Origin of the sequence: Stenotrophomonas sp. HMSC10F07 (genome assembly GCF_001807895.1) — a bacterium.
In the GTDB taxonomy this organism is placed as follows: domain Bacteria; phylum Pseudomonadota; class Gammaproteobacteria; order Xanthomonadales; family Xanthomonadaceae; genus Stenotrophomonas; species Stenotrophomonas sepilia.
In genome coordinates this window covers 15847-37943 of the sequence record NZ_KV791400.1, presented here as the reverse complement: position 1 = coordinate 37943, position 22097 = coordinate 15847, and the positions used below count along the sequence as shown (strand labels likewise).

At 66.5% G+C, this 22097-nt stretch carries 13 protein-coding genes; 9 read left to right on the top strand and 4 right to left on the bottom strand.

From position 1 onward, the window contains the following. Positions 1–44: 44 nt before the first annotated feature. On the bottom strand, positions 45–1085 hold the full coding sequence (locus HMPREF3114_RS11910; protein ID WP_053500951.1) for a DUF1176 domain-containing protein: 1041 nt from the start codon (positions 1083–1085) through the stop codon (positions 45–47). A gap of 158 nt (positions 1086–1243) precedes the next feature. Here HMPREF3114_RS11910 and recJ point away from each other — a divergent pair, with 158 nt between their 5' ends. From recJ to HMPREF3114_RS11865, 9 genes are all read left to right on the top strand, one after another. Then, positions 1244–3001 carry a single-stranded-DNA-specific exonuclease RecJ gene (gene recJ / locus HMPREF3114_RS11905; protein ID WP_053500953.1) on the top strand — a complete coding sequence of 586 codons (1758 nt, stop codon included), beginning with the start codon at positions 1244–1246 and terminating at the stop codon, positions 2999–3001. 143 nt (positions 3002–3144) lie between these two features. Then, positions 3145–6057 (top strand): VIT domain-containing protein, encoded by a 2913-nt coding sequence (locus HMPREF3114_RS11900; protein WP_053500955.1) that lies wholly within the window; start codon positions 3145–3147, stop codon positions 6055–6057. A 253-nt stretch (positions 6058–6310) separates the two neighbouring features. Next, positions 6311–7436 (top strand): peptide chain release factor 2 gene (gene prfB / locus HMPREF3114_RS11895; protein WP_141750815.1). Its coding sequence is split into 2 segments (ribosomal slippage): positions 6311–6385 and positions 6387–7436, totalling 1125 coding nucleotides; the frame shifts between segments, so codons are not numbered across the junction. 154 nt (positions 7437–7590) lie between these two features. Then, the gene (locus HMPREF3114_RS11890; RefSeq protein WP_053500957.1) at positions 7591–8373 is read left to right on the top strand and encodes a helix-turn-helix transcriptional regulator; all 783 of its coding nucleotides are present in this window, start codon (positions 7591–7593) and stop codon (positions 8371–8373) included. Between the two features lie 712 nt (positions 8374–9085). Further along, the gene (locus tag HMPREF3114_RS11885; protein ID WP_070489846.1) at positions 9086–10471 is read left to right on the top strand and encodes an NAD-dependent succinate-semialdehyde dehydrogenase; all 1386 of its coding nucleotides are present in this window, start codon (positions 9086–9088) and stop codon (positions 10469–10471) included. A 62-nt stretch (positions 10472–10533) separates the two neighbouring features. Beyond that, complete coding sequence (locus HMPREF3114_RS11880; RefSeq protein ID WP_053499439.1) at positions 10534–12174, top strand: acetolactate synthase large subunit; 1641 nt, start codon at positions 10534–10536, stop codon at positions 12172–12174. A 160-nt stretch (positions 12175–12334) separates the two neighbouring features. After that, on the top strand, positions 12335–13846 hold the full coding sequence (gene lysS, locus HMPREF3114_RS11875) for a lysine--tRNA ligase (protein WP_053499438.1): 1512 nt from the start codon (positions 12335–12337) through the stop codon (positions 13844–13846). Between the two features lie 204 nt (positions 13847–14050). Continuing rightward, entirely contained in the window at positions 14051–15196 is a 1146-nt protein-coding gene (locus HMPREF3114_RS11870) for a cyclic di-GMP phosphodiesterase response regulator RpfG (protein WP_032954148.1), read from the top strand. Next, positions 15193–17367: a response regulator gene (locus tag HMPREF3114_RS11865; RefSeq protein ID WP_053499435.1), complete on the top strand. Its 2175-nt coding sequence runs from the start codon at positions 15193–15195 to the stop codon at positions 17365–17367. The genes HMPREF3114_RS11870 and HMPREF3114_RS11865 overlap by 4 nt, the downstream gene beginning before the upstream one ends. A 70-nt stretch (positions 17368–17437) precedes the next feature. Here HMPREF3114_RS11865 and HMPREF3114_RS11860 read toward each other — a convergent pair whose 3' ends face one another. The 3 genes from HMPREF3114_RS11860 to betA form a co-directional block, all read right to left on the bottom strand. Next, positions 17438–18310 (bottom strand): crotonase/enoyl-CoA hydratase family protein, encoded by an 873-nt coding sequence (locus tag HMPREF3114_RS11860; RefSeq protein WP_053499433.1) that lies wholly within the window; start codon positions 18308–18310, stop codon positions 17438–17440. Between the two features lie 161 nt (positions 18311–18471). Further along, positions 18472–20148, bottom strand: a complete 1677-nt coding sequence (locus HMPREF3114_RS11855) for a long-chain fatty acid--CoA ligase (protein ID WP_053499432.1) — start codon at positions 20146–20148, stop codon at positions 18472–18474. Between the two features lie 233 nt (positions 20149–20381). Further along, the gene (gene betA / locus HMPREF3114_RS11850) at positions 20382–22064 is read right to left on the bottom strand and encodes a choline dehydrogenase (RefSeq protein ID WP_005416392.1); all 1683 of its coding nucleotides are present in this window, start codon (positions 22062–22064) and stop codon (positions 20382–20384) included. Between the last annotated feature and the right edge of the window lie 33 nt (positions 22065–22097).

The following is a 22097-nucleotide window of genomic DNA, read 5'->3' as shown; positions in this document are numbered from 1 at the left end:
GGGGTTGCCGGCCAGCGGCCGGCACTACCGCAGGTAGCGGCGCCTCAACGGACCTCACTGACCACCGTCGGCAGCGTCCAGTGCCCGCCGAGCATATTGCGACACTGGCCCGTCGTGAAATCGCTGCTCTTGACGAAGCGCTCGCCGTCCCACACCCAGTCATTGGCAGAGATGCAATCGCCGACACCGCGGCCTCGGTAACGGCCTCGCAACGTAGCGTCATCGCGGTCAAAATCTTCGGCGAGGTTGGTGACAAAAGTCGCCTGGTACGGCGATTTGTCTCGCACCACCCAGTAGGCGTTGCTCATGTTGTAGGCACCCACGAAGCAGCTGGTGCTTGCCAGCACATGTTGGGCGTCCAGTCGCTGGATCTCGATTTCATCTGTCCCGCCATCGCTCAGGCGGCCGCATTCATCCGGCTTGGGCAGGCTGGCGATCAGTGCCTTGCGCAGGCCCGGTGCTTTCGCCAGTGCCGCGTCCGAGGCGCGCGGTGCCACCAGCGTGCCGCGCACGATCACTGGCACCGGCAACGCCGCAGGCACGCTTGCTTCGGGCTTGTCGCCACGCCGCACCAGCGCACCGGGGGTGCCCAGCCGGCCCTGTGCCTCGTCCATCTTCAGCAGTACGGCCGCTGCACCGCGGTCGGAGATCGGCCAGGCCTTGCCCTTGCCGTCGATGATCTCGATGCGTGCCTGACGCGGCAGTGCGGCGGCCAGTGCATCGGTCTGTGCCTGCTGCAACAACACTTTGTCCCCGTCGCCGGTGTCGCGCACCGCGCCCAGGTCCTTGCCGTTCAGGCGCAGGCGCAGTGCCCCGGTCGGCGTCGGGCTTTCGCCATCCTCGCCATTGCGCAGCCGCGCGATCACCTTCGCACCCGGGCCGCCGGCGCGCTCAAGCATCAGGCTGAGCAGGTTGCCGGGTTCTTCCGGACTGTAGCCGGCGGCGCGGCAGGTGCGGGTGTTGTCACAGGCCAGCGACCAGTCGTTGTGTTCGAATTCGACCCCGGGCCTGGGCTCAGGCGTCGCGGAGTGGGCAGCCGGGGCCACGGTGAGTGCCATCAGCGCGGTCAGCAGGGTGCGGGTCATGGATGGAAGTCCGTTCCAGGGCAGGCAAGCATGGAAGATGCGGTCGTGAATTCCAAATGCTGCTGGCCGAAGAGCCAAGTTGCCTCGTCAGCAGCGGCAGCCGACCGGGGGAGCGGTGCACGTTATGATGTGCGGGTCTTTCGTAACCGGCGATGCCGATGTCCCTTGCCGCCGATGCTGCGCAGCCGCCCTCTGATACACCGCTGATCCGCCGCCGCGACGTGGTCGTGCCCGGCAGCTGGCCAGAGGGCACGCTGCCATTGCTGGCCCGACTCTATGCCAGCCGTGGTGCGGGAACGCCAGAGCTGGCGCTGCCGAAACTGGGAAGCCTACACGCGCCCGAGCTGCTGACCGGTATCGATGATGCAGTGGGCCTGCTGATCGAAGCCATCGCCAACGACAAGCGCATCCTGGTGGTCGGCGATTTCGATTGCGATGGCGCCACCGCCTGTGCGGTCGGCGTGCGTGGCCTGCGCATGCTCGGCGCGCAACACGTCTTCCACGCGGTGCCGAACCGCATGGTGCATGGCTATGGCCTGTCACCGTCGCTGGTGGAAGAGTTGGCCGCGCTGCAGCCGGACCTGCTGGTCACGGTCGACCACGGTATTGCCTGCCATGCCGGTGTCACCGCGGCCAAGGCGCGCGGCTGGCAGGTGCTGGTCACCGACCACCATCTGCCGGGGCCGCAGCTGCCGCCGGCCGACGTGATCGTCGATCCAAACCTGGATGGCGATGCCTTCCCCAGCAAATCGCTGGCCGGTGTTGGTGTGATCTTCTATGTGCTGATGGCGCTGCGCCGGCATATGCGCGAGGCCGGCGTCTTCGCAGATGGCAAGGGGCCGGACCTGACCACGCTGCTGGATCTGGTGGCGGTGGGCACCGTTGCGGACCTGGTAGCGCTGGACCCGAACAACCGTGCGCTGGTCAGCGCGGGCCTGCGCCGTCTGCGCGCGGGGCAGGGCTGTGTTGGCCTGCGTGCGCTGATCGAAGCCAGCGGCCGTGATGCCGCGCGGCTCACTGCCACCGACATCGGCTTCGCACTCGGCCCGCGCCTGAACGCGGCGGGCCGGCTGGAAGACATGGCGCTGGGCATCGCGCTGCTGCTCACCGAAGATCCGCGCCAGGCGCGCGAGATCGCGCAGACGCTGGAGCAGATCAACGCGGAACGCCGCGCCGTGCAGCAGTCGATGACCGACGATGCCGAGCAGGCCCTGACCCGCGTGGTGCTGGACATGGCCGGGCAACGGCCGGTGGCCGCCTGCCTGTTTGATGCCGACTGGCATCCCGGTGTGGTCGGCCTGGTCGCTTCGAAGATGAAGGATCGCCTGCATCGTCCGGTGATCGCCTTCGCTCCGGCCGAACCGGGCGCCGACACGCTGCGTGGCTCGGCGCGCTCGATTCCCGGGCTGCACATCCGTGACGCCCTGGCGCTGGTCGATGCGCGCCATCCGGGCCTGATCGACCGCTTCGGCGGTCACGCCATGGCGGCCGGCCTCAGCCTGCGGCTTGACCACGTTGATGACTTCAAGGCCGCCTTCGTCGCCGTGGTGCTGGAAATGCTCGACCCGGCGGCACTGCAGCAGCAGGTGCTCAGCGACGGCGAACTGGCCGCGGACGAGCTCGATCATCGCCACGCCGATGCGCTGCGGTTGGCCGGCCCATGGGGCCAGGGCTTCCCCGAACCCCTGTTCGACGGCCACTTCGAAGTGGCCAACTGGCGCGTGCTGAAGGAGCGCCACCTGAAGCTGGAACTGCGCCTGCCGGGCGTGCCTGGCACGATCAACGCGATCCACTTCGGCGGCTGGCACGGCAATGCGCCCGGCCGACACGTGCACCTCGCCTACCGGCTGGCCTGCGACGACTATCGCGGCGGCAGCGCCATCCAGCTGATCGTCGAACACTGCCTGCCCGCCTGAGAAAAAGGGGACGGAGGGGATTAAGTCGCAACTGGCAAACAGGGCATAAGCGACTTAATCCCCTCCGTCCCCTTTTTGGGTCTCCCAACCCCGTTACGGCTGCTGGTGCGTTCAAGGGTCCACGATCCCACTGGAGTCCGGTCATGGTCTTCGCGCGTTGCTGCATTGTGTTGTTGCTGGCCCTTGCGGCCTGGCCCGCTGGCGCGCAGTCGCCGCCGATCTCCCGGCCGCAGGCCGCCACGCCGCTGCTGATCGCACCGGCGGCTGAGCAGGCGGTCCAACTGCGACACGCCCGTATCGAGGGCGGGGTCCAGGCGGGCATCGCCCAGACCCGGATCATCCTGGAATTCCACAACCCGAACCGGCGCGTGCTGGAGGGTGAGCTGCAGTTCCCCCTGGCCGATGGCCAGCAGATCAGCGGCTTCGCGCTGGATATCAACGGCGAGATGCGTGACGCGGTGCCGGTGCCGAAGGACCGCGGCCGCCAGGTGTTCGAGGAGATTGCCCGCCGCGGCGTTGACCCGGGCCTGCTGGAACAGACCGCCGGCAACCAGTTCCGCCTGCGCATCTATCCGCTGCCGGCCGGCGGCAGCCGGCGCGTGCAGCTGGTGATTCGCGAGCCGTTGGCCTTCGCCGGCCAAGGCTGGCAGTGGACGCTGCCGCTGCAGTTTGCCGCCGGTGCAGCCTCGGTTGAACTGAAACTGCAGGCACCTGGCACGACCACCGCAGGTACGGCGCCATTCCGCATCAGCGCGGGCCAGCTGCAGTGGCAGGGCAAGGGGGCGCAGCTGCCGAAGCAGCTGCAGTGGGATCTGCCGGCGACCCGTCAGGCACAGGTGCAGGTGGCGCCCTGGCAGGATGGCCACTATCTGCTGGCGCAGCTGCCGGTGGCGGCCAGCAGCACGCCGCGCAAACTGCCGAGCGAAATCGGCCTGCTGTGGGATGGCTCCGGTTCGGCGGGCCAGCGCGATCACACACGTGAGTTCGCCCTGCTGGATCGCTATTTCGCTGCGCTGCGCGACGGCACCGTGGCCTTGACCGTGCTGCGCGATCGCGCCGAGCCGGTGCGTCGCTTCCGCATCCGCGCCGGCAACTGGAGTGAACTGCGCGCAGCCCTGCAGGCCGTACGCCCGGACGGTGCCAGCGCGCTGGCACAGTGGCAGCCGCAGCCGGGCGTGAAGGAATACCTGCTGGTCAGCGATGGCCTGCTGACCTATGGCCCGGAACAGCTACCGGCGATGGCACCCGATCAGCGCCTGTTTGCGGTCAGCAGTGCCGGTGCGCGCACCGATGCCGTGCGACTGCGTGGTTGGAGTGAGGCGCATGGCGGCCGCTTCATCGCGCTGGGCAAGGATGTCGATGCGGCCGCGCGTGAGCTGCTGTCGTCGCCGTTGGATGTGCAGGTCGATGCAGGGCGTGGCGTGCAGGACGTGGTCATCGACCGTCGCAGTGAAGCTCAGGGTTGGCTGTGGTTGCATGCACGACTGGCAGCTGACGGCGTGCCGATGCGGGTGCGCGTGGGTGGCGGCGAATGGCAGGCGCTGCCGGCCACGCAGAAAAGCGATGACGGCGAACTGCTGGCCGGCCTGTGGGCGCAGGCGCGCCTGCAGCAGCTGGCCGCCGACCGTCGTGGCAACCGTGAGGCGATGCAGCGCCTGTCACAACGGTTTGGCCTGGTCGGGCCGAACACCTCGTTGATCGTGCTGGAGACGCTGGAGGATTACCTGCGCTATGCGATCCGTCCTTCGGGCACGCTGCGCGCGGAGTACGACGCCAGGTTTGCAGTGCAGGTCAGGGATCGCGCCGCTGCGGATCGCCAGCGCCTGGATGAAGTGGCCGCCCGCTGGAAGGAGCGCCAGCAGTGGTGGAACCGTAGCTGGCCGAAGGATGCGCCGCCGCAGGCCAAGGAAATGGCGCTGGACGTTGCATCCGCAGACTACGCAACCGAATCCGCACCCGTGGCGATGCTGGCAGCCCGTGCACCTGCTGCTCCGCCCGCGCCTGCACCGATGGGCGCGGCGGCAGAACAGCGCATGCAGGCCAGCAGCGCACGCGCGCGTCGTCCGGCGCCCGCGTCGGAGAATGCACTGGATGCGATTGTGGTCACCGGCGGCACGGTCGATGCCGCTGCGGCCGCCAACGATGGCCAGCTCGGCATCCAGCTGGCGGCCTGGCAGCCGGACTCGGCCATCGCCCGGCGCCTGCGCCAGGGCCCGCCGTCGCAGCTCTATGACCGCTATCTGGCCGAGCGCGATGCCCACGCCGACAGCAGCGCCTTCTTCCTCGATGTGGCCGACCTGCTGCTGGAGCAGGGCCAGCGCGAGCTGGCACTGCGGGTGCTGTCGAACCTGGCCGAAATGGATCTGGATAACCGCCACCTGCTGCGCGTGCTCGGTTACCGACTGATGCAGGCCGATGCTCCCGCACTGGCGGTGCCGGTGTTCGAGCAGGTGCTGGCGATGGGCCAGGAAGAACCGCAGAGCTTCCGCGACCTGGGCCTGGCGCTGGCAGCGGCCGGCAAGCCACAGCAGGCACTGGCGCCGCTGTACCAGGTGGTGGTGCGGCCGTGGGACAGCCGCTTCGATGGCATCGCCCTGATCGCGCTGGATGAGCTGAGCAACCTGGTGGCCGGCAGCACGCCCCGGCTGGATACCACCGGCATCGACCCGCGCCTGTTGCAGGCGATGCCGCTGGACCTGCGCGTGGTGCTGTCGTGGGACGCCGACAACAGCGACATGGACCTGTGGGTAACCGACCCGAACGGCGAGCGCGCCTACTACGGCAACCGGCTGACCTACCAGGGCGGGCAGATGTCGCAGGACTTCACCGGCGGCTATGGCCCCGAGCAGTTCTCGCTACGCAATGCCAAGCCGGGCAAGTACAAGGTGGAGGCGAACTACTTCGGCAGCCGCCAGCAGCTGGTGACCGGCGCGACGACACTGATGCTGCGTCTGACCACTCATTGGGGCACGGCAAAGCAGAAGGATCAGATGGTGACGATGCGACTGAAGGACCGCGCCGAGACCGTGCTGGTGGGCGAGTTCGAGGTTAAATAGTCAACTGCCCCAAGTGGCCGTCCGAGGGTGGGCCAAGGAAGACCCTCGTCGACGCCGCTCTGGGGCAAGGAGGCCCTGTGCGGGGTCGGCTGCAGCCCAGCCGGGTCCCTGCGCCAAGGCGGGTACCGCCTGCCTGAATGCAGCGCCGGCGCATCACGCTCGAGCCTCCCCGGCGCAGGCCCAGGCCCTCATTCCGGGGACCCCCGGCCTGCGGTATCATTACCAGTCATCTTTTGAATGCATAACCGCCGACATGATCGAACTGAATCCTGTCCGCCAGCGCATCACCGATCTGACCGATCGCGTGCTGTCGCTTCGGGGGTATCTTTGACTACGACGCCAAGAAAGAGCGTCTTGAAGAAGTAACGCGGGAGCTGGAAAGCCCCGACGTCTGGAACAACGCCGAGTACGCCCAGAACCTGGGCCGCGAGCGTTCCAGCCTGGAAAAGACCGTGGGCGGCATCGCGTCGGTGCTGGATGGCCTGACCGACGCGACCGAACTGCTGGAGCTGGCCGAGTCCGAGCAGGACGAGGACACCGCACTTGCCGTGGTCGCCGACCTGGACAAGCACCAGGCGCACGTCGAGAAGCTGGAATTCCAGCGCATGTTCTCCGGCGAAATGGACAATGCGGCGGCGTTCGTCGACATCCAGGCCGGTGCCGGTGGTACCGAAGCCCAGGACTGGGCCGAGATCCTGCTGCGCATGTACCTGCGCTGGTGCGAATCGCGCGGCTGGAAGACCGAGCTGATGGAAGTCTCCGGTGGCGACGTCGCCGGCATCAAGTCGGCCACGCTGCGCGTGGAAGGCGACTATGCCTATGGCTGGCTGAAGACCGAGACCGGCGTGCACCGCCTGGTGCGCAAGTCGCCGTTCGACTCGGACAACCGCCGCCACACCAGCTTCACCTCGGTGTTCGTGTCGCCGGAAATCGATGACAACATCGACATCACCATCAACCCGGCCGACCTGCGTACCGACGTGTACCGCTCGTCCGGTGCCGGTGGCCAGCACGTGAACAAGACCGAGTCGGCGGTGCGTATCACCCACATCCCGACCAACATCGTTGTGGCGTGCCAGACCGGCCGCAGCCAGCACCAGAACCGTGACAACGCGATGAAGATGCTGGCCGCCAAGCTGTATGAACTGGAGATCCAGAAGCGCAACGCCGAGAAGGACGCGGTGGAAGCCACCAAGTCCGACATCGGCTGGGGCAGCCAGATCCGCAACTACGTGCTGGACCAGAGCCGCATCAAGGACCTGCGTACCGGCATCGAGCGTTCGGATACGCAGAAGGTGCTGGACGGCGACCTGGACGAGTTCGTCGAGGCCAGCCTGAAGGCCGGTTTGGCCGTGGGCTCCAAGCGCGCCGATGCCTGATCGACGCGCCTGCGCGGATTTCGTCACCCTCGTGCGCAACGCCGAGGGTGGCTGATCACGCTTCCGGTAGAGCCGAGCCCATGCTCGGCTGCTGTTGGCGCAGTAGCAGATGCGTCGAGCATGGCTCGACCCTACAACGGGTACGGCGGTAGCGATGATGCGCAGCGAAAGTGAACGCAAGGAACTCGGTAGCTTCCTGAAGGCCTGCCGCGCCCGTGTCGACCCCGCCACGCTCGGCCTCCCGGCCGGGCGCCGGCGCACCCCGGGCCTGAAGCGCGAGGAAGTGGCGCTGGCCATCGGGGTCAGTGTCAGCTGGTACACCTGGATCGAGCAGGGCCGCGAAGTGCGTGCCTCGCCCGAAGTGCTCGAGCGCCTGGCCAAGGTGCTGCGCATGAGCGAGGACGAACGCGCCTATGCATTCGCGCTGTCCGGCTATGGCGTACCGCTGGAATCGCCGGACGAGAGCGTGACCGACGGCCTGCGCCAGCTGGTCGAAGCGATGCAGCCGATCCCGGCCTATGTGCGCAACACCCGGTTCGATATCCTGGCCTGGAACCCGGCCATCGCCGATCTGTTCGTGGACTACAGCCAGCTGGCGCCGCATGAGCGCAACACGCTGCGGCTGATGTTCCTGTACCCGCCGTACCGCACGCTGATCCTCAACTGGGAAGAAATGACCCGCGGCCTGCTGGCCGGCTTCCGCGCGGCGATGGCGCAGGCGCCGGACAAGGCGCCGTTCCTGGCGCTGGTGGAGGACATCGCCGCGCACAGCGAAGAGTTCCGCCAGTGGTGGCCGGAGCACGACGTGCGGCGGTTCGATGAAGGTGCGAAGAAGCTCAACCATCCCACGCGCGGGTTGCTGGACCTGCAGTACGTGGCGCTGGTGCCGGAGAGCCGGCACGACCTTTCCCTGGTGACCTACCTGCCGCGGAAGTAGGGGTTTACGGCAGGGCTTGCAGCCCTGCACCTGCTCAACGCAACGGCCAGAGCCAGAGCTGGATTCCGTGGTTTGGCGGGGCGGTGTCGGAGTGCGGGGACGCTGCAAGTACGTCCCTGTAAGCTTGGCAGCCGCATCCATGCGGCTGACACCCCGCACTCCGACATCGCCCCGCCTTCGACAGGTTCACGCGGCTGTTGGCAACTGCGGCTTTGTTCCGCGCGGCTGTTGGTAGGTGTCGACCTTGGTCGACACGATTTTTCTCTCAGATATCGAATGAGTCATCCACGCATGGCGTGGATCTACTGTGTCGACCAAGGTCGACACCCACCAACAGCAACGCAGAGCGCCGTCCCGACAGATCGCAGAACTCTGTCGAAGGTGGGGTGGGTCCGGTTGCGGGGGCGTGAGCCGCATGGATGCGGCGACCGAGCTTACATGGACGTACTTGCAGCGTCCCCCTCAACCGGACCCACCCCGCCAACCCACGGAATGCCAGCTTCTGCCGTTGCCGTTGCCGTTGCCGTTGCCGTTGCCTTGGCTTGGCTTGAAGCCTCTGCGGGTGCAGGGCGCAGCCCTGCCGATAACCCCATTCAGACAGGTAAGTGCAGGTCACAGGATAAGCAGACGCCTTGTTGCCTCCGCCAATCGGGTCCACATTCCTGTGCAGAAGACGGGCCGCTGCCCGTTGCCGAGACAACAGGAGACCTGCATGTCCGCTGCCCCCACCACCGCCATTTCCCGCGATCCGGCCACCGGCCTGCAGATCGCCAGCCATCCCTTCGCCACCGATGCCGAGCTGGATGCGATCCTTGATCGCGGCCAGGCTGGCTTCGCTGCCTGGAGCGCCAGCAGCCTCGAACAACGAGCGCAGGTGTTGCGCGCGATGGCGGGCGTACTGCGCCGTGACCGCGAGAAGCTGGCTGCGCTGGCCACCGCCGAGATGGGCAAGGTGCAGGCCGAATCGCTGGCCGAGATCGAGAAGTGCGCCGTGCTGTGCGACTGGTACGCCGACCACGGCGCGCAGTTCCTGCGCGACGAACCGACCCAGGTGCCCGACGACAAGGCTTACGTGTCCTACCTGCCGCTGGGCGTGGTGCTGGGCATCATGCCGTGGAACTTCCCGTACTGGCAGGTGATGCGTGCGGCAGTGCCGATCCTGATGGGCGGCAACGGCTTCCTGCTGAAGCCGGCCGAGAACATCGTCGGTACCGCGCAGCTGCTCGACGCGGCCTGGCGCGATGCCGGGCTGCCGGAAGGCACCTTCATCGCCGCCAACATCAGCCGCGAGGGCACCAGCCGCGCGATTGCCGATGACCGCATTGCGGCAGTCACCCTGACCGGCAGCGTGGCCGCAGGCCGCAGCATTGCCGCCCAGGCCGGGCAGGCGCTGAAGAAGGTGGTGCTGGAGCTGGGGGGCTCGGATCCGTTCATCGTGCTGGCCGATGCCGATCTGGACGCTGCCGTGGAGGCGGCGGTGGCCTCGCGCTTCCAGAATACCGGGCAGGTCTGCATTGCCGGCAAGCGGATCATCGTTGAAGACGCGGTGTACGACCGCTTCGTCGCGCAGTTCTGCCAGAAGGTGCAGGCACTGACCATCGGCGATGGCCGCGAAGCGGGCAACCGGATCGGACCGATGGCGCGCCAGGACCTGCTGGAGCAGCTGGATGCGCAGGTGCGCGCCTCGGTGGACGCAGGCGCGAAGCTGCTCGTCGGTGGCCATCAGCTCGATCGCCCGGGCGCGTTCTATGCGCCCACCGTGCTGGCCGACGTGGAGCCGGGCATGCAGGCCTTCGATACCGAGACCTTCGGGCCGGTGGCCTCGATCAGCCGCGCCCGCGATGCCGACCATGCGGTGGAACTGGCCAACCAGAGCGAATTCGGCCTCAGCGGCAATCTGTGGACCGGCGACCGCGCCCGTGCCATGCAGCTGGCGCGCCGGCTGCAGACCGGCGGCGTGTTCGTCAACGGCTTCTCCGCTTCGGACCCCCGCGTGCCGATCGGCGGCGTGAAGAAGAGCGGTTTCGGCCGCGAGCTCTCGCACTACGGCATCCGTGAATTCGTCAATGCGCAGACAGTGTGGTTCGACAAGCATTGACGCGCGGCTCTCATCCTTCCTGCAACGATCCACCATCAGTCCAGCACAAAGGACGGCATCCGATGTCCAAGGGTTCAGATCTGCTTGTCGCCGCGCTTGAGAACGAAGGCGTCGAGCGCATTTTCGGTATTCCCGGCGAGGAAAACCTCGACGTGGTCGAGTCGCTGCGCCATTCCAGCATCGAGCTGGTCATCACCCGCCACGAACAGGCAGCGGTGTTCATGGCGGCCACCTATGGCCGCCTGACCGGCAAGCCCGGCGTGTGCCTGGCCACGCTCGGCCCGGGCGCGCTCAATTTCACCACCGGCGCCGCCTATGCGCTGCTCGGTGCGTGGCCGGTGATCATGATCACTGGCCAGAAGGGCATCGTCGCCAGCAAGCAGGCGCGCTTCCAGATCGTCGACATCGTCGGCACGATGAAGCCGCTGACCAAGCAGGCACGGCAGATCGTCTCGGCGCGCACGATCCCGACCATCGTCCGCGAGGCGTTCCGTGTCGCCCAGGAAGAGCGCCCGGGCCCGGTGCTGTTGGAGCTGCCCGAAGACATCGCGGCCGATGAGGTCGAGGGCGTGGCGCTGATTCCGCCGCATGCGGTGGACCGTCCCATTGCCAGCCCGGAGGCGCTGGATCGGGCGGCTGAGATCATCCGCAATGCCAAGCGGCCGTTGTTGATGATCGCTTCGGCGGCGTCGCGACCGCAGTCCAGTGAAGCGCTGTCGGCCTTTGTGTTGCGCGCCGGCATCCCGTTCTTCACCACGCAGATGGGCAAGGGCGCGGTGGCCGGAGGTTCGGGCCTGTACATGGGCACCGCCGCGCTGACCGAGCGTGACTACGTGCACATGGCGATCGACCAGGCTGACGTGATCGTGACCATCGGCCACGAGGTGACCGAAAAGCCGCCGTTTGTGATGCGCCCGGGTGGCCCGACCGTGATCCATATCGGCTACTCGCAGGCGGCGGTGGAACAGGTGTACTTCCCGCAGGTGGAGGTGATCGGCGACATCGGCCGTTCGCTCACCCAACTGGCCGACCGCATCGAAGGCGCGGTGCCGAACGCCGATGCTTTGCTGCCGCTGCGCGCGACCATCCTCGAGCATCTGGCCGACCGCGCCGAAGAGGCCGGGTTCACACCGCAGCGGCTGGTGCACGACGTGCGCCAGGTGATGCCGCCGGACGGCATCGTGGCGCTGGACAACGGCATGTACAAGATCTGGTTCGCCCGCAACTACCGTACCCAGGTCGCCAACACATTGCTGCTGGACAACGCGCTGGCGACCATGGGCGCGGGCCTGCCCTCGGCGATCATGGCCTCGATCCTGTATCCGCAGCGGCGGGTGCTGGCGGTGTGCGGCGACGGCGGTTTCATGATGAACAGCCAGGAGCTGGAGACGGCGCGCCGGCTGGGCCTGAACCTGGTGGTGCTGATCCTCAACGACGGTGCCTACGGCATGATCCGCTGGAAGCAGGCGGTGGATGGCTTCACCGACTACGGCATGACCTTCAGCAACCCGGATTTCGTGAAGTACGCCGAGGCCTATGGCTGCAAGGGGCATGAGGTGACCGCCATCGAGCAGTTCATCCCGACCCTGCAGGCGGCCTTCAACGAGGGCGGGGTGCACCTGGTGTCGGTACCGATCGATTACTCGGAAAACCAGCGGGTGCTGGTGGACGAGCTGCGCCAGGCGTTCCCCGGGAACAGGTAGATATCCAGGGGCCAGGTAGGGTCCCGGATGGGGTCAGATCCCTTTGCTGCGCAAAGGGATCTGACCCCTCTCCCGGCTTGGGCAGGGCGGTTTTGGTATGCTGGGCAACCGGCTGTGCCGGGCGCAGCATCCCCCCTCACTACACGATTCCCGCAGATCCATGAGCGAAGCTACCGATACCCCCCCCGTCGACGAGAACAAGTTGATCGCCGAGCGCCGTGAGAAACTCAAAGCGCTGCGTGGGCAGGGCATCGCGTACCCGAACGATTTCCGTCGTGAGGACTTCGCCGGCCGCCTGCAGGACGAATTCGCCGATGCCGAACAGTGGACCGCCGAGGCGCTGGAAGGCAACGGACGCCAGGTGAAGATGGCCGGCCGCCTGATGGCCAAGCGCATCATGGGCAAGGCGAGCTTCGCGCAGATCCAGGACGAGTCCGGCCGCATCCAGCTGTTCCTGCAGGGGGCCGTGCTGGGCGATGCCTACACCGCGTTCAAGGGCTGGGACGTGGGCGACATCATCGCCGTAGAAGGTGGCCTGACCCGCACCAAGACCGGCGAGCTGTCGGTCAAGGCCGAGTCGATCCGCCTGCTGACCAAGTCGCTGCGTCCGTTGCCGGACAAGTGGCATGGCCTGGCCGACGTCGAGCAGCGTTACCGCCAGCGTTACGTCGACCTGATCGTCACCCCGGAGTCGCGCGCGGTCTTCATCAAGCGCTCGAAGATCATCCGCGCCATGCGTGCGTGGCTGGACAATCGCGACTTCCTGGAAGTCGAGACGCCGATGATGCATTACATCCCCGGCGGCGCGGCGGCCAAGCCGTTCACCACCCACCACAACGCGCTGGACCTGGACCTGTACCTGCGCGTGGCGCCGGAGCTGTACCTCAAGCGCCTGACCGTGGGCGGCCTGGAGCGCGTGTACGAGATCAACCGCAACTTCCGCAATGAAGGCGTCAGCACCCGCCACAATCCAGAATTCACCATGATGGAGCTGTATGAGGCCTATGCCACGTACAACGAGATCATGGACCTGACCGAAGGCGTGATCCGAGACGTGGCCAGGACAGTCAACGGCAGCACCGAGGTCGAGTGGGACGGGGCGAAGATCGACCTGGGCCCGGCGTTCCGCCGCTGGCGCATGGACGAAGCCGTGCGCCACCACAACCCGGAAATCTCGGTTGCCGACTGCACCGACCGTGACGCGCTGCTGCGCCATTGCGAGCGCTTGAACATCCGCGTCAAGCCGTCCTACGGCTGGGGCAAGCTGCTGCTTGAGATCTTCGAGGCCACCGTCGAGCACACCCTGATCCAGCCGACCTTCATCACCGACCATCCGGTGGAAGTCTCGCCGCTGGCCCGTGCCAACGACAATGATCCGGGCTACACCGACCGCTTCGAGCTGTTCGTCAACGGCAAGGAGCTGGCCAATGGCTTCTCCGAGTTGAACGACCCGGAAGACCAGGCCCAGCGCTTCCAGGCCCAGGTGGCCGCGAAGGAAGGTGGCGACGACGAGGCCATGCACTACGACGCCGACTACATCCGTGCGCTGGAGTACGGCATGGCCCCGACCGGCGGCCTGGGTATCGGCGTCGATCGTCTGGTGATGCTGCTGACCGGCAGCAGCTCGATCCGCGATGTGCTGCTGTTCCCGTACATGCGTCCGGAGCAGTAAGTCACCTTTTTGACTCCCGATTGTGCGCGCCGTCCCGAAACGAGACGGCGCGATTGACGCGTCCCGCACTCGGCGTATCGTAATTGCACTACCTTGACGCCTGCTATGGCTTGATCGGCGTTAGGGGAGGGCACGGTGTGGGGAGTCCGCTTCACATTGTGATGACGATCATGAATCGGGATGCACGACACGGGAGTCAGGCCGATGCAGGGTGCGAGCGTTCGCAGCGGCAGAGTATCCTCGCCTGCTGATGATCCAGCGTGGTCGAAAAACCAGGCAGAGTACGCGTTGAATATCGTCATCGTTGATGACCAGACTTCCGCCCGGACGATGCTGCGTCACGTCATCGAAGACATCGCGCCGGAACTGAGCGTGTATGACTTCGGCGATCCGCTGACCGCATTGGCCTGGTGTGAAGCCCATCCGGTCGACCTGCTGCTGCTCGATTACCGCATGCCGGAGATGGACGGGCTGGAATTCGCTCGCCGTTTCCGTCGGCTGCCCAAGCACCGCGACATTCCGGTGATCCTGATCACCGTGGTCGGTGACGAGCCGATCCGGCAGGCGGCACTGGAAGCAGGGGTCATCGACTTCCTGGTCAAGCCGATCCGCCCGCGCGAACTGCGTGCGCGCTGCTACAACCTGCTGCAGCTGCGCCAACAGACCGAGAACGTGAAGCAACGGGCGCTGTCGCTGGAGCAGCGCCTGCTGGCCAGCATGCATGAGGTCGAAGAGCGGGAGCGCGAAACGCTGTCGCGGCTGGCGCGGGCGATCGAGTTCCGTGATGCAGGCACCAGTGCCTATCTGGAGCGCATGGCGCGCGTGGCCGGCCTGATCGCCGACCAGCTCGGGCTGCCCGAGGAGGACGTGCGCCTGATCGAAATGGCTGCGCCGCTGCATGACATGGGCAAGATTGCCATTCCCGATGCGGTGCTGCTCAAGCAGGGCAAGCTCAACGAGGAGGAGCTGGCGATCATGCGCCGGCACCCGCGGATTGGCCATGAACTGCTGAGCGGCAGCCAGAATCGTTTCATCCAGGTTGGCGCCTTGATCGCACTGCGTCATCATGAGCGCTACGATGGCAGCGGCTATCCCGATGGGCTGGTCGGCGATGCGATTCCGCTGGAAGCGCGCATCGTGGCTGTCGCCGATGTCTTCGACGCCCTGATTTCGCCCCGTCCGTACAAGGAAGCATGGACCATGGAAGCCACCCTGGCTTATCTCTACGCCCAGCGTGGCCGGCTGTTCGATCCCCGATGCGTGGACGCGCTGCTGCGCGGCCGCGAACAGCTGGACCAGATCTGCGCCGAGCATTCGATGGCGTCCGCGCGCCCGGGGCTGGGCGCGTGAAACGGCTGTTGTCGCAGCTGCGGCTGCGCCTGTCCCAGCGCCAGGACAGCGAACACGGCCAGCAGATCGTCCGTATTGTCCTGATCAGCCTGATCCTGGCCTACGTGTTGTTGCCGGCGCCGCGCCACGATCTGCCGCACACGCAGTACGTGGGCGTGCTGGCGATCGTATTGACCGGCCTGAGCCTGTCGCTGCTGCTGTTCGGCTGGCTGCTGTGGCGGCCGGCGCGTTCCGATCCCCGCCGCGTGCTGGGCATGCTTGCCGACTATGGCCTGATCGCTGCCGGCATGGTGCAGATGGGCGAGCCGCTGGCCTGGGTCTACATCGTGGTGATGTGGGTGACAGTCGGCAACGGCATGCGCTTCGGCAACCACTACCTGTACGTGGCGGTGGCGATGGCGATGGTGAGCTTCGGTTGCACGGTGCTGCTGACGCCTTACTGGCAACAGAATTTCCGTCTGGCCATCGGCCTCTGGCTCGGCCTGGCCGCGGTGCCGCTGTACTTCTCGACACTGCTGCGGCAGCTGACCGAAGCGATGGCCGAGGCGCGCCGTGCCAGCGAGGCCAAGAGCCGTTTCCTGGCCAACATGAGCCACGAGTTCCGCACGCCGTTGAACGGCCTCAACGGCATGACCGAAGTGCTGGCGACCACGCGCCTGGACGATGAGCAGCGCGAGTGCCTCAACACCATCCAGGCGTCGTCGCGCAGCCTGCTGGCGCTGGTGGAGGAAGTGCTGGACATCTCGGCCATCGAGGCCGGCAAGCTGCGCGTGGTGGCCGAAGACTTCGCCGTGGCCGACGTGATCCAGGCGATCGGGCTGATCCTGTTGCCGCAGGCCAAGGCCAAGCGCCTGGATTACCGGGTGAAGGTCGCCGATGGTGTGCCGCCCCGCGTGCGTGGAGACGTCGGGCACCTGCGGCAGATCCTGCTGAACCTGGCCGGCAACGCGGTCAAGTTCACCGATCACGGCCGGGTCGAAATCCGTGTCAGCGTGGTGCAGGCCGATACCAGTGGCGCGGTGCGGCTGCGCTTCGACATCCTCGACACCGGCATCGGTGTAGCGCCGGCCATGCGTGCGCGGCTGTTCGATGCCTTCGAGCAGGCTGACGTCAGCATGGCGCGTCGCCACGAGGGCACCGGGCTGGGCACGACCATCGCCAAGGGCCTGGTCGAAGCAATGGACGGCGATATCGGCTATCTGGAAAACCCGCCGCGCGGCAGCCATTTCTGGGTCGAGCTGCCGTTCGCGCCGCCGCAGCCGCAGGTGCCGGGTGCGGTACCGAGCTTGACCGGCGACGACGACGCGGGGCCGGGTGGCAACGTGATCGCATTTGCCGACCCGTTCCTGCGCCATCGCGCCCGCGTACGCAGCATGCAGATCCTGGTGGCCGACGACCACGAGGCCAACCGCATGGTCCTGCAGCGCCTGCTGCAGAAGGCCGGGCATCGCGTGCTGTGCGTGGACGGCGGTGAGGCAGTGCTGGATGCGCTGGCCGACAGTGAATTCGATGCGGTCATCGTCGACCTGCACATGCCGGGCATGAGTGGGCTGGACATGCTGAAGGAGTTGCGGGTGATGCAGGCCGGCGGCGGTCCGCGCACGCCGGTGCTGGTGCTCAGCGCCGATGTCACGCCCGAGGCGATCCAGCGCTGCACCCAGGCCGGGGCGCATGCTTTCCTGGCCAAGCCCGTGGTGGCGGTGCGCCTGCTCGATACCCTGGCCGAGATCGCCAGCAATGCCCAGCTGAAGACCATGGCCGCACCGGTGGTGCGACCGATGGCGCTGCAGGATGGGGTGCTCGACAGCAGCGTGCTGGACGAGCTGGCCTCGCTGGGGATGGGCGAGGGCTTCGAACGTGAGTTCATCCGCCAGTGCCTGGAGGACGTGGCGAGCTGCATGGGCAAGGCCGAGCAGGCCGGCGAGGCCACGCAGTGGGATGTGTTCCGCGAACAATCCCATGCGATCAAGGGTGTGGCCAGCAACCTTGGCCTGATGCGCGCGTCGAACCGTGCCGGCGAGCTGATGCGGATGGCCGACTGGCAGCTCAAGACCGAATGGCGCCAGCGCCTGGGCATCCTGCAGGAAGCGATCAAGGAAGGCCGGCGTGCACTGGAGGCGCGGGCCGAACGCCGGCTGCGCGGTGCTGCTGACGATGGCGAGGCGCGCTGAACCACGGCAAGGCCCATAAAAAAAGCCCGGTGGCCAACCGGGCTTGAACCCATCCTGGGGGAGGGATGAATCAGGCCGCGTCGAGACTGGCGCGACGGGTCTGGGCCTTGATCAGGCGATCCATGGTGCGCAGAGAGCGGTCGCCGAGGGCCAGGGCGGAATCGACCCATACCTTGGTGATCTCCAACAGTTCGTCATAGCTGACAGGCTGGGCAATGCTGCGTGCGGCGTTCATTGCCAGGTAGGACTGCGGGGTGCGCTGCTGCTGGCGGATCAGTTCCTCGACGGCCGCCCGGCCTTCGCCCTTCTTCACCAGCACGTCGACCACGCCCATCGCATGCATTTCCTCGGCGCTGTAGACCCGGCCGTCGAGGATGATCTTCTCGGCCAGGTGTGGTGACACCCGGCGGCACAGGAAGGAGTAGGCGCCCATACCCGGGAACAGGCCGAACAGAACTTCGGGCAGGCCGAGGCCGCTGCCTTCCTCGGCGACGATGGTGTGGCAGGCCAGGGCCATTTCCAGGCCACCGCCCAGGGCGTCGCCCTGGATCAGGGCGATCGAACGGACATCGCCGCCGAACCCGGTATGCAGGTGGTGCACGCCCTCAACGCAGCGCTGGGCGTAGTTCAACAGGAGGTCGCGGTTGCCTTCGCGGATCAGGCGGGTGAACAGGTCCAGGTCACCGCCCAGGTTGTAGGCGACGGCATCGGAGGCCAGCACGAAATGCCGCAGGGTGCCGCTGTGGCGCTCGGCAGGGCTGCGGGTGATGGCCGCCATGTAGCTCCACATCTCGTCGAGCATGTCCTTGCGGCAGCAGGGACGGATGCCGGTGGCGGCATCGGCATGCATGAACAGCCAGTGGGCAGTGCCGTCGGCACTGTCTTCGGTACGGATGGTGGCAAAAGGCGAGCCGCTTGAGGGCAGCTTTTCGATGGTACTCATGGAAGGGTCCTCGGCATGCGGCCCGCAGTGTCAGGTGGGTGGCCGGCGGGCCGAACGGTCCACACACGCGGCGATGCTACACCGCCTCAGGGGCGTCGCATGCGAAAGGGCCCGGGACGTTTCCGCCCCGGGCCCGGTACCGTTCAAATTGCCGAAAACCCTTACTGGGCGGGCGTATCGCGGAGTTCGCGACGGAGGATCTTGCCGACATTGGTCTTCGGCAGCTCCTTTCGGAATTCGACGATTTTGGGGTGCTTGTAGCCGGTCAGGTTGGCCCGGGCATGCTCCTTGACCATTTCGGCGGTCAGGTTCGGATCCTTCTTCACGATGACCACCTTCACCACCTCGCCGGACTTGTCGTCCGGCACGCCGACCGCGGCCACTTCCAGCACGCCCGGCATCATCGCGATCACGTCCTCGACTTCATTCGGATACACGTTGAAGCCGGACACTAGGATCATGTCCTTCTTGCGGTCGACGATGTAGAAGAAGCCGTGTTCGTCCATCTTCGCCATGTCGCCGGTATGCAGCCAGCCGTCGGCATCGATCGCCTTGGCGGTTTCCTCCGGGCGCTGCCAGTAGCCCTTCATCACCTGCGGGCCCTTGATGCAGAGCTCGCCGACCTCGCCCAGCGGCAGGATGGCGCTGTTGTCGTCCTTAATGCAGGCATCGGTGGACGGGATCGGCAGGCCGATCGAGCCGTTGTACTCGGTCAGGGTGAGCGGATTGATGCAGGCCGCCGGCGAGGTCTCGGTCAGGCCATAGGCCTCGACCAGGGTCACGCCGGTGACCTTCTTCCAGCGCTCGGCCACGGCGCGTTGCACCGCCATGCCGCCGCCCAGGGTGACCTTCAGCGAGGAAAAGTCGACCGTGTCGAAGCCGGGGGTGTTGAGCAGGCCATTGAACAGCGTGTTGACGCCGGTGATGGCGGTGAAGCGCACCGACTTGAGCTCCTTGACGAAGCCCTTCATGTCACGCGGATTGGTGATCAGGTGGTTGCAGCCACCGAACTTCATGAAGACCAGCCCGTTCGCGGTCAGTGCGAAGATGTGGTACAGCGGCAGGGCGGTGATGATCCACTCCTTGCCCATCTCGATGCCCGACGCACTGATCCAGGCCGAGGCCTGCTGCATGTTGGCGATCAGGTTGCGGTTGGTCAGCATCGCGCCCTTGGCCACGCCGGTGGTGCCGCCGGTGTACTGCAGGAACGCAATGTCGTCGTGGTCGATCTCGACCTTGGGCAGGCTGTGGCGGCTGCCGATCTTGAGCGCCTGGCGGAAGCGCACCGCGCCCTTGAGATGGTAGTTGGGCACCATCTTCTTGATGTACTTCAGCACGAAGTTGACGATCACGCCCTTGGCGCCAAGCAGGTCGCCCAGGCCGGTGGTGACCACGTGCTTGACCGGCGTATCGGCGATGACCTGCTCGACGGTATCGCCGAAGTTGTCGACCACCACCAGTGCGGTCACGCCGGCATCGACCAGCTGGTGCTTGAGCTCGCGCGCGGTGTACAACGGATTGACATTGACCACGGTCAGGCCGGCGCGCAGCACGCCGAAGGTGGCCACCGGGTACTGCAGGCAGTTGGGCATCATCAGGGCGACGCGGTCACCCTTCTTGAGCTTGAGCTCTCCCAGCAGGTAGGCCGCGAACTGATTGACCAGCGCGTCGGTCTCGCCATAGGTGAGGACCTTGCCGAAGCTGGAGTAGGCGGGACGGTCGCGGAATTTCGCGACGGAAGCGTCGAAGACCGAAGCTACCGAATGGAACTCGTTGACGTCGATCTCGGCGGGAACGCCTTTCGGATAGCTCTGCAGCCAGGGACGATCCAGACTCATATTCCCCCTCCAGGAATCGTGATGTATTAGGTTCCGGCCCTGAGCGTATCGACAACGGCCGGTCATTGCAGCATACCCCGCCGTAGGGAAAACGCGAAGAGGGGTTCGCGGAGGCTGCAACGGTAGGTGCCGACCTTGGTCGGCACAGGATGGCGAGGGATCGCTGTAAGGCGTGCCCACCAAGGTGGGCACCTACCGGTTCGGGGTGGGGGTCTGCCGAAGGGCCGCTTGCGTCAGCCCTGCTTGCGTACCGGTGCGCCGTTGGCCTTGTAGTACGGCGCAGTGCTGCGGGCCAGCGGGGTGCGGCCACGGATCACATCGGCAAGCTTCTCGGCCATCATGATGGTCGGCGCATTGAGGTTGCCGGTCACCACCTGCGGCATGATCGAGGCATCGACGATGCGCAGGCCTTCCAGGCCGTGCACGCGGCCCTGGCCATCGACCACCGCCATCGGGTCGTCGGCATGGCCCATCTTGTTCGAGCACGACGGGTGGTACGCGGTTTCGGCATGCTCGCGCACGAATGCATCGATCTGCGCGTCGGTCTGCAGTGCACTGCCCGGCGAGATCTCGCGGCCGCTGTACGGGGCCAGCGCCGGCTGCGCGAAGATCTCGCGGGTGATGCGGATCGCCGCGCGGAATTCGCGCCAGTCCTGCTCGTGCGACATGTAGTTGAACAGGATGCTCGGATGTTCGCGCGGGTCCTTCGAGCGCACATGGATGCGGCCACGGCTGGGCGAGCGCATCGAACCGACGTGCATCTGGAAGCTGTGCGCCTTGATCGGGTTGGAGCCGTTGTAATTGATCGCCACCGGCAGGAAGTGGTACTGCAGGTTCGGCCAGTCGAATTCGGCATCGCTGCGGATGAAGCCACCGGCCTCGAACTGGTTGCTGGCGCCGATGCCGGTGCCCAGGAACAGCCACTCGGCACCGATCGCCGGCTGGTTGTACAGCTTCAGCGCCGGCGCCAGCGACACCGGCTTCTTGCATTCGTACTGCAGGTACATCTCAAGGTGATCCTGCAGGTTGGCGCCGACGCCGGGCAGGTGGTGCACTAGGTCGATGTCCAGGCTGCGCAGCAGGTCGGCCGGGCCGACACCCGAGCGCTGCAGGATCTGCGGCGAGGCGATGGCGCCGCCGCACAGCAGCACTTCGCGGCGGGCGGTGGCGCGCTGGGGCTGGTCGTTGTGCAGCCACTGCACGCCCACCGCGCGCTTGCCCGAGAACAGGATGCGGTCGGTCAGCGCGTGGGTGACGATGGTCAGGTTCGGGCGTGGCTTGGCCAGGTCCAGGTAGCCGCGGGCGGTGCTGGAACGACGGCCGTTCGGGGTCACCGTGCGGTCCATCGGGCCGAAGCCTTCCTGCTGGTAGCCGTTGAGGTCGTCGGTGCGCGGGTAGCCGGCCTGCACGCCGGCTTCGACCATCGCAGCGAACAGTTCGTTGTTGCCGGCCTTCGGCGTGGTCACCCGCAGCGGGCCATCACCACCGTGGTAGTCGTTGGGGCCGATGTCGCGGGTTTCGGCCTTGCGGAAGTAGGGCAGGCAGTCCAGATAGGTCCAGTCTTCCAGGCCCGGCATGCTGGCCCAGTTGTCGTAGTCCATCGCGTTGCCGCGGATGTAGCACATGCCGTTGATCAGCGACGAGCCACCCAGGCCCTTGCCGCGGCCGCAGTCCATGCGGCGGTTGTTCATGAAGGGCTCCGGATCGGTCTTGTACGCCCAGTTGTAGCGCTTGCCCTGCAGCGGGAAGGCCAGTGCAGCCGGCATCTGGGTACGGAAGTCGAGCCGGTAGTCCGGGCCACCGGCTTCCAGCAGCAGCACGCTGACATCGGCATCTTCGGTGAGGCGGGTGGCCAGCACGTTGCCGGCTGAACCGGCGCCGATGATGATGTAGTCGTACTCGTTATGGGTGCTCATGGGTGTCTCCTGCAGGCCGGGGCGCGCTGCATG

What these genes read in the sequence shown, in the direction of transcription:
- HMPREF3114_RS11910 (WP_053500951.1), bottom strand. Translation starts at nt 1,085, where the DNA reads ATGACCCGCACCCTGCTGACCGCGCTGATGGCACTCACCGTGGCCCCG.
- recJ (WP_053500953.1), top strand. Translation starts at nt 1,244, where the DNA reads ATGTCCCTTGCCGCCGATGCTGCGCAGCCGCCCTCTGATACACCGCTG.
- HMPREF3114_RS11900 (WP_053500955.1), top strand. Translation starts at nt 3,145, where the DNA reads ATGGTCTTCGCGCGTTGCTGCATTGTGTTGTTGCTGGCCCTTGCGGCC.
- HMPREF3114_RS11890 (WP_053500957.1), top strand. Translation starts at nt 7,591, where the DNA reads ATGATGCGCAGCGAAAGTGAACGCAAGGAACTCGGTAGCTTCCTGAAG.
- HMPREF3114_RS11885 (WP_070489846.1), top strand. Translation starts at nt 9,086, where the DNA reads ATGTCCGCTGCCCCCACCACCGCCATTTCCCGCGATCCGGCCACCGGC.
- HMPREF3114_RS11880 (WP_053499439.1), top strand. Translation starts at nt 10,534, where the DNA reads ATGTCCAAGGGTTCAGATCTGCTTGTCGCCGCGCTTGAGAACGAAGGC.
- lysS (WP_053499438.1), top strand. Translation starts at nt 12,335, where the DNA reads ATGAGCGAAGCTACCGATACCCCCCCCGTCGACGAGAACAAGTTGATC.
- HMPREF3114_RS11870 (WP_032954148.1), top strand. Translation starts at nt 14,051, where the DNA reads ATGCAGGGTGCGAGCGTTCGCAGCGGCAGAGTATCCTCGCCTGCTGAT.
- HMPREF3114_RS11860 (WP_053499433.1), bottom strand. Translation starts at nt 18,310, where the DNA reads ATGAGTACCATCGAAAAGCTGCCCTCAAGCGGCTCGCCTTTTGCCACC.
- HMPREF3114_RS11855 (WP_053499432.1), bottom strand. Translation starts at nt 20,148, where the DNA reads ATGAGTCTGGATCGTCCCTGGCTGCAGAGCTATCCGAAAGGCGTTCCC.
- betA (WP_005416392.1), bottom strand. Translation starts at nt 22,064, where the DNA reads ATGAGCACCCATAACGAGTACGACTACATCATCATCGGCGCCGGTTCA.